Origin of the sequence: Streptomyces sp. NPDC050704 (genome assembly GCF_040654355.1) — a bacterium.
Classification (GTDB): Bacteria; Actinomycetota; Actinomycetes; order Streptomycetales; family Streptomycetaceae; genus Streptomyces.
The window spans coordinates 1-7,220 of record NZ_JBFAHW010000223.1 but is presented as its reverse complement, the minus strand read 5'-3'; the positions used below and the strand labels follow the sequence as shown (position 1 = coordinate 7,220).

7 protein-coding genes are annotated in these 7,220 nt (G+C 70.6%); 3 read left to right on the top strand and 4 right to left on the bottom strand.

Annotated features, from left to right (window positions below; translation table 11 throughout):
- Positions 1–186 precede the first annotated feature (186 nt).
- The 3 genes from AB0I18_RS51070 to AB0I18_RS51060 all read right to left on the bottom strand — a co-directional run bounded on the left by AB0I18_RS51070 (position 187) and on the right by AB0I18_RS51060 (position 3,312).
- Positions 187–2,358 carry a TerD family protein gene (locus AB0I18_RS51070; protein WP_363112724.1) on the bottom strand — a complete coding sequence of 724 codons (2,172 nt, stop codon included), beginning with the start codon at positions 2,356–2,358 and terminating at the stop codon, positions 187–189.
- 110 nt (positions 2,359–2,468) lie between these two features.
- A complete protein-coding gene (locus tag AB0I18_RS51065; RefSeq protein ID WP_363112723.1) occupies positions 2,469–2,789 on the bottom strand; it encodes a DUF6191 domain-containing protein in 321 nt (106 codons plus the stop codon).
- A gap of 121 nt (positions 2,790–2,910) precedes the next feature.
- Positions 2,911–3,312 carry a DUF6223 family protein gene (locus tag AB0I18_RS51060; RefSeq protein ID WP_363112722.1) on the bottom strand — a complete coding sequence of 134 codons (402 nt, stop codon included), beginning with the start codon at positions 3,310–3,312 and terminating at the stop codon, positions 2,911–2,913.
- Between the two features lie 281 nt (positions 3,313–3,593).
- On the opposite strand from AB0I18_RS51060, the gene AB0I18_RS51055 reads away from it, so the two are divergent.
- The 3 genes from AB0I18_RS51055 (at position 3,594) to AB0I18_RS51045 (ending at position 6,039) form a co-directional block, all read left to right on the top strand.
- Positions 3,594–4,718, top strand: coding sequence for a histidine kinase (locus AB0I18_RS51055; protein ID WP_363112721.1), 1,125 nt, complete (start codon positions 3,594–3,596; stop codon positions 4,716–4,718).
- Entirely contained in the window at positions 4,715–5,377 is a 663-nt protein-coding gene (locus AB0I18_RS51050) for a response regulator transcription factor (protein WP_363112720.1), read from the top strand. The genes AB0I18_RS51055 and AB0I18_RS51050 overlap by 4 nt, the downstream gene beginning before the upstream one ends.
- 89 nt (positions 5,378–5,466) lie before the next feature.
- A complete protein-coding gene (locus AB0I18_RS51045; RefSeq protein ID WP_363112719.1) occupies positions 5,467–6,039 on the top strand; it encodes a GNAT family N-acetyltransferase in 573 nt (190 codons plus the stop codon).
- A 93-nt stretch (positions 6,040–6,132) separates the two neighbouring features.
- On the opposite strand, the gene AB0I18_RS51040 is transcribed toward AB0I18_RS51045, so the two are convergent.
- Positions 6,133–6,936, bottom strand: a complete 804-nt coding sequence (locus tag AB0I18_RS51040; protein WP_363112718.1) for a glucose 1-dehydrogenase — start codon at positions 6,934–6,936, stop codon at positions 6,133–6,135.
- Positions 6,937–7,220 lie beyond the last annotated feature (284 nt).

The window sequence follows — 7,220 nt, the reverse complement described above, 5'->3', positions numbered from 1 at the left end:
CGTCGTCCACAACAGAGTCCGCGTCGCCGTGATGCTCCCCGACCCGGCGTCGATCACCAGCAGCATCCCCAGCAGCAGCGCGGCACAGCCCGCGGTCGACGGCGAGGAAAGCGAAAGGACTTGAGTTCATTTGGAGTGAGTGAGAAGGAAGCCCCTTCATGGCCTCGCCGCAGGCAACGCTAGCACTCAGCCCGGGATCAAGTCGCGCAGGTTTTCGAGGGTGATGACCGTCGAGTCCGGGTGCAGCCCCTCGGGCCGTTGGAGACCGATGTACGTCACGGGCTCGTCCGGGACCGGCTCGCCGTCCCACAGATCCACGGTCGTGGTGTCGCCGGACATCAGGTCGATCAGGTACCGCACCGTCAGCTGCTCGCGCTCCACGAGGGCGCGCACCACCTTGGACACCGACAGCTGGTTCTCCTCGACCCGGTTGGCCGACGAGATGCCCTTCAGGTACAGGTGCAGCCACTTCGCGCGCCACCGGCCGTCGTCCTCGCGCCGGAACACCAGCGGCAGCGCCACTCGGCCCACCCCGCGAAGCTCCGACTTCATCCGCACCGTGCGCGGCTCGAACGGCCGGCCCTTCTGCTCGCCGTCGCGCAGCATGAAGCCGAAGAACGACTCCTCGACCTCCTCGAAGCCCTCGCCGGCGTAGATGTTGACCTGCGGCACGATGAACGTGCTGCGGACCCGGTCCAGGGACAGGTTGATGAATTCCGAGGCCCCGTCGGGCGCCTCGGTGATGTCGCCCGAGTGCTGGCCTCCGACCGCGGTGAGGGAGGTGTAGGAGAGCCAGGAGTCGGTGCTGTAGTCGGTGTGGAGAAGCAGCGCCGAGAGGTCGTAGTCGGTCCGCTCCTCGGTCTGCTTCCAGTACACGAAGAAGCGCAGCTGGTCGCCGTCGACCGCCGAGAGCGACCCGCGCGGCAGCACACCGAGCCCGGCCGCGGTCGCCCGGCCGCTGAGCGGGAGCGCCACGTCCAGGACCTCGGGGTCGAGCAGCAGCCGGCCCGGCACCGGGATCCGGCGGCCAATCTCGGCGTCGAGCGCGGCGATCAGCCGCTCGCGGTCGGCTGCGGGGACTGGCGGCCGGACGTCGGGGGCAACCCAGCCGCGGCCACGGCGGTTGACGAAGACCCGGGGTTCGTCGGTCTCCCGCTCCCGGTTCTGGAAGTGCTCGCGGACCGAGAGCACGACCCGGCCGGAGACCTCGGGAGCGACCTGCACCGCGGCGGCCACCACCGCGTCCCGCTCCTCCTGGTCGGCGGCGATACGCAGCAGGAGGTCCAGGGCGCGGAACAGCTTGCCGGGAGCGGACTTGAGCAGCCGCACCGCACCGAGGACGTCGAACTCGTCGAGCAGTTTCTCGACCCGGCTGTCGAAGGAGCGCGCCTCCTTCTCGCCCCGCGCGACGGCGAACACGTCGGCGGCGTGCGGCCAGCGCGGGTACTCGTGCGGGTGCAGACGCTCGCCGAGCCGCTTGAACGGCTCCCGGTGCGCGTGCACATCGGCCAGTTTGGCGGGGTTCGCCGCGACCACGGCGTCCAGGCCCGCGAGCAGTCCCCGGCGCACCGGCCGCGACAGCGCCCGGAACCGGGTCGGCTCCCGCAGCGTCACGTCGCCGTCCGACAGCGCGCAGGCCAGCCGCAGCACATCGGTGACGGTGTCCAGCAGGAGGTCCGCGCCGACAGCCAGCCGGGCCTCGTTGACGACCGCCCGGTTCTCCCGGACCGGGATCGCCTCCGGCTGAGGGCCGAGCGCGCACCGCTCGGCGAGGGTCTTCAGGTCGCGCAGGTGGTCCTCGCCAAGCGGGGTCGTGCTGCCCGCCAAGGCCAGGTACAGGTCGGTGAGTTCGTCGTCCAGGTCCCGCCCGAGGTGCAGGACGGTCACCCGGTCGCCCGCCGAGGCGACGAGCTCGTCCTGCGCCGCGAGCATCTCCTCGTATGTGTGCTGGTAGCGGCCGTACGTGGGGAGGCTGAGCAGGTCGAGCACCCCGTGTGCCAGCTGCGTCAGCACGTTCTCGCGCGACTTCTCGTCGCCGAGCGCCTTCGCCACGCACCGCATCCAGAACTCTTCGGTGTCCGGCACGTTCGCCGGAAAGTCGATGAAGTACGTGTTGTGCCGGACGTGGTCGCCCGCCATCTCGCCCACGGTGCGCAGCGTCCGCCGGGCGGTGTGCACGACCGCGGCCTCGGACAGTCCCGACAGCCGCGCCAGCAGCTCCGCCGAGAGCTTGAAGCCCACGGACGTCAGCGCCGCGTCGAACTGCCGCGCGGCGACGGCTCCTTGACCGACGGAGCCCTTGGGAGAGGGAAGGCGGTGGGTGTGCCGGATGACCAGCGATTCGAGACTGTGCGCCATCCGGGGATGATCGCAGAGGTGTACGAGCCGGCGCACAGGAGTTTTCTGTACGCACTCCAGCGGCATGGCGCGACCGATGTCCTCCCGGACTGACCGGTCCGACCGGCCCGCTACTGATCGCCCTGCGGCATGCGAACGACCGCGGTTCCTCGCTCCAGGTCGACCCTTGTCCGGTGGGGCGGCGCGCCGTCCTCCTCGTCGTCCCGCATCAGCAGGGCCGATTGCCGCTCCTTGAGTTCGTTCTGCTTGCCCGGCGAGAAACTCGCGTGCAGCTGCTCGAACCCGGTCGCGGATATCTGCCCCTGCCGGACGCTGTTGCGCCACGGCAGCAGTCCGGCCCGTCCGGCCCGGAGAAACAGCTGGTCTGCGAAGGCGAGCACAGTCAGCAGGATGACGAGCCCGGGCAAGGTCACGAAGACGGCGAATTCCATGGCCCAAGTGTGAGGTACCGGTGCTGTCCAAGGCCATGTTCTAAAGGCCATGTTCTAAGGGACAGGGACCGCCACACGGGCACTGACCCGGCACCATGGCCGGGTCAGACGGTCGGTCGGGTCAACCGGTGCGGCGGGAGCGGGTCAGAGCCAGCCTACCGAGGACCATGCCGATCAGCCCTACCACCAAGGCCACGATGGCCCCGGCTCGTCCGTTGCCGGTGCCGAAACCACCGGTGGAGGTGGCCAGATGCACCCCGGCGAGGACCATGCCGATCAGCGTCACCACCAGGGCCACGACGGCCCCGTTCCGCCCGGAACCGGAAGCGGAGCCGGAGCCGAAACGGCCGGTGGTGCGGGCGAGGGCCAGCCCACCGATGACCATGCCGATCAGCGCCACCACGGAAGCCACGATGGCCCCGTCCCGCCCAGAGCCGGAGCCGATACCACCGGCGGCGACGGAGACGTGCGCGGCCGCCGGTGAGGTGAGCCCGAACACCCCGAGCAGGGCGGCTCCGGCCACGGCGATCCCTAGCCGGACTGACCTCAGAGCTCCTGATGAACCCATGTCTCTCTCCTCTTTTCTTTTCGTGCGTCTCGATTGCGGGGTTTGGATGTCTCCCGAGCATGTCGCGGGGCGCACCACCGGTCGTCCAGCAGAGGGATGCACTTCGCGCTGCCGTCGCCGGCGCACCCGGCTGCCGCGGATGCCGCAGACGCGGCGAAAGTACTGCGGGCGCGGTAGTCGGCCGCTCGTCCGCCGGCGGGACTCGCCCGCGGTGGCATCCGGACTACTGTGCGCGCATGGGCACAGGACGGTTCGGCGTTCGGGCAGGCAGCGGAGACTGGGTGATCGCCGTCTGCGTGGCGGCGACACTGCTGATCACCGGGCTGTCCGAACAGGACCCCGCCGGAGACCTCGACCTGCTCGGCTACGCGCTGCTGGCGGCCGGCGGCCTGGCGCTGGCCGCCCGTCGCCGGGCTCCGATTCCCGTCCTGGCCGTCACCGGGCTCTGCGCGGTGGGCTACCAGGCGGTCGGCTTCGACGTGCCGGCCGTCGCGTACCTGTTCGCGGTGTACGCCGCCGTGCGGGCGGGACACCGCACGGTCACGGTGGCGGCGAGCGTGGCCATGCTGGCCGCTCTTCCGCTCGCGGCCCTGGCCTCCCTGCATGACACGGGCGAGGCGTTCGCGCAGGCCCGCGACGCCCTCGAGATCGCCTGGCTGATCGCCGCCGGCGCCGCGGGCGAAGCGCTGCGGCAGGCCGAACGGCGGGCGGACGAAGCCGAGCGCACCCGGGAGGAGACCGCACGGCACCGCGCCGACGAGGAACGGCTGCACATCGCGCGCGAGCTGCACGACTCGCTCGTCCACCAGATCTCGATCATCAAGGTGCAGTCCGAAGTGGCCGTCCACGTGGCGCGCAGGCGCGGCGAACAGGTGCCGGAGGCCCTGCTGGCGATCCAGCAGGCCGGTCGTGAGGCGACCAGGGAACTGCGAGCGACCCTGGAGGCGCTGCGCGACGACGGCACGGCTCCGCCGCACGGGCTCGACGACGTGCCGGAGCTGGTGGAGCGTGCCCGGCTGACCGGCCTTGACGCGGCGCTGACGATCGAAGGAGACCGACAGGACGTGCCCGCCGCGGTGGGCCGGACCGTCTACCGGATCGTTCAGGAGTCGCTGACCAACATCGCCCGGCACGCCGGCGCGGCCACGGCGTCGGTACGGATCGACTACGGTCCCGACGCGTTGACCGTACGAGTCGACGACGACGGCAGGGCCACGCCGGACGCCGTCCTGATGCCGGGCGTCGGGCTGCTCGGGATGCGCGAGCGAGTCACCATCCTCGGCGGGCGGCTGAGCGCGGAACCGCGCAGCGCGGGCGGCTTCACCGTCCACGCGGAACTTCCCGTGGACCGGACGTCATGATCCGGGTCCTGCTGGTCGACGACCAGCCGCTGCTGCGCAGCGCGTTCCGCGCGCTTCTCGACCTCGAAGACGACATCGAGGTGGTGGCCGAGGCCGGCGACGGGGAGGAGGGCCTGGCTCTGGCCAGGGAACACCTGCCCGACGTCGCGCTCATCGACATCCAGATGCCGGTCGTCGACGGCATCGAGGCGACCCGGCGCATCGCCGCGGACCCGGCCCTGGCCCGGGTGCACGTCGTCATCCTGACCAACTACGGCCTTGACGAATACGTGTTCAACGCGCTGCAGGCCGGCGCCGCCGGATTCCTCGTCAAGGACATCGTGCCGGAAGACCTCCTGCACGCCGTACGCGTCGCCGCCCGCGGTGACGCCCTGCTCGCCCCGTCCATCACCCGCAAGCTGATCAACCGGTACGTCACCCAGTCGCCCACCATCGGCGCCGCCGCAGGCCTGGAAGGGCTGACCAGCCGCGAACGCGAGGCCGTCGCCCTGGTCGCGCAGGGCCTGTCCAACAACCAGATCGCCGACCACATGGTGATCAGCCCGCTGACCGCGAAAACCCACGTCAACCGGGCCATGGCCAAACTCCGGGCCCGCGACCGCGCCCAACTCGTGGTCCTCGCCTACGAATCGGGCCTGGTAGCCCCACGCAACCGCTGACAGACCGAGGCAGTCCCGAAAGGCATCCGGTTCACGGTTCGGTCGAAGGTCGATCGGCGTCGCCACGTACGCCGTGACATCGTGGCGCCATGACCATCGAAGTTCGCCCGGCTTCGGTCTTCGAGGATGTCCGTACGCTGCTCGGCCCGAAGTCACCCGGAGCCAACGTCTGCTGGTGTCTGAGCTACCGGATCCCGTCCAAGCTCAACAACGAGCTCCGCGGGCCGGCCCGCGGTGAGTACGTCGCCGAGTTGTGCCGTACGCAACCCCCTCCCGGTGTCCTCGCCTACGACAGCGACGAGCCGGTCGGCTGGGCCGCCGTGGCCCCGCGGTCGGCCACCTCCTTCGCGCGCAACCGCAAAATCCCGCACGTCGACGACTTGCCGGTGTGGTCGCTGTGGTGCATCCGGGTACGCCCCGGTCACCGGAAGAGGGGGATCTCGCACGCCCTCATCGCCGGTGCGGTCGAGTTCGCCCGTGCTCACGGCGCACCGGTGATCGAGGCGTACCCTCTCGACAACGGTGCGGCCAAGGTGGACATGACGATGGCGTACGCCGGTATCCGGAAGAACTTCGAACGTGCCGGGTTCACCCACGCCGCCGACACCACCTCGGTGCTCGCCGGTCACCCCCGGATCCTGATGCGACTCGACCTGCGCTGACAGACCACCCCTGGACCTTGGGGACAGCGCCAGGCAGGCAGGGCGCGGCCGGGCAGAAGACGCTCCCGCGCCGGTGTGGCGGCAGCCCCCGGCTCAGGCCCGCGCGCCGCCGTCGACCCGCAGTACCGTGCCGGTCACGAAGGAGGAGCGGTCGCTGAGGAGCCAGGCGGCGGCCTGGGCGATTTCGTCGGGGTCGGCCGCACGGCGCAGCGGGGTGTGCGCCTTGAGCCGCTCGGAGAGACCGGGCGAATCCGCTTCCCAGGTACGGATCATCTCGGTCAGCGTGTGGCCGGGGGCGATGGCGTTGACGCGGATGCCTTCCGGCCCGTAGGTGATGGCAGCCGACTCGGTGAGGCTGTTGACCGCTCGCTTCATCGCACCGTAGGCGGGGAGTTCGGGGTTGCCCATCAGGCTGCCGACGGATGAGTTGTTGACGATGGCGCCCGTCCCGGCGGTGGCCCGGATGGCGGCGACCTCGGCGACCATGGCCAGCCACGGGCCCTTGAGGTTCACGGCGTAGATGTGGTCGAAGTCGGCCTCGGCCACCTGGTCCATCGGGCCGGGCGGAATGATCGTCGCGCCGTTGTTGAAGGCGACGTCGAGCCGGCCGTACAGCTCAACGGTGCGGTCGACGGCGGCGCGCACGCCGGCGGTGTCGGCCAGATCGCACACCACGTAGTCCGCGATGCCGCCCGCCGCTCGGACCTCCTCCGTCACCGTTTTCAGTTGGGCCTCCGTTCGGGCCGCGAGCAGCACCCGGGCACCCTCCCGGGCGAACAGCCGCGCCGCGGCGGCGCCTATGCCGCGACCGGCACCGGTGATGAAGGCGACCTTGCCGGCCAGCAGGCCCAGGGTGGCAGGGGTGGTGGATGTGGTGGTGGTCGGTGTGTTGTCCATGGCTGAGAGCCTGCGCCCGACCGCATCGCCTATCCAGGCACCGGCGGTACCTGGATAGCTTGTTTCCGCTCAACTGCCGTGTTTCGTACGATGAGTGGGCTGCGCGGTCGGAGGATGGATCGGGATCCGTCTCCACAAGATCGGGATGCGGCCCGAACAGGATCGGCCCACCGCGCTGTTCACCCTGTCCACGCACGAGCCGTAACCGGCTCGGCTCAGGCGAGCGTCGGCGCAGAGCCCTTGGCGGCATGGCCGACCGCTGCCGCGGCCAACGCCTGGATGAT

Bases quoted from the DNA above. Each gene is read 5' to 3' on its own strand.
- AB0I18_RS51070 (WP_363112724.1), bottom strand. From the start codon at position 2,358: ATGGCGCACAGTCTCGAATCGCTGGTCATCCGGCACACCCACCGCCTT.
- AB0I18_RS51065 (WP_363112723.1), bottom strand. From the start codon at position 2,789: ATGGAATTCGCCGTCTTCGTGACCTTGCCCGGGCTCGTCATCCTGCTG.
- AB0I18_RS51055 (WP_363112721.1), top strand. From the start codon at position 3,594: ATGGGCACAGGACGGTTCGGCGTTCGGGCAGGCAGCGGAGACTGGGTG.
- AB0I18_RS51050 (WP_363112720.1), top strand. From the start codon at position 4,715: ATGATCCGGGTCCTGCTGGTCGACGACCAGCCGCTGCTGCGCAGCGCG.
- AB0I18_RS51045 (WP_363112719.1), top strand. From the start codon at position 5,467: ATGACCATCGAAGTTCGCCCGGCTTCGGTCTTCGAGGATGTCCGTACG.
- AB0I18_RS51040 (WP_363112718.1), bottom strand. From the start codon at position 6,936: ATGGACAACACACCGACCACCACCACATCCACCACCCCTGCCACCCTG.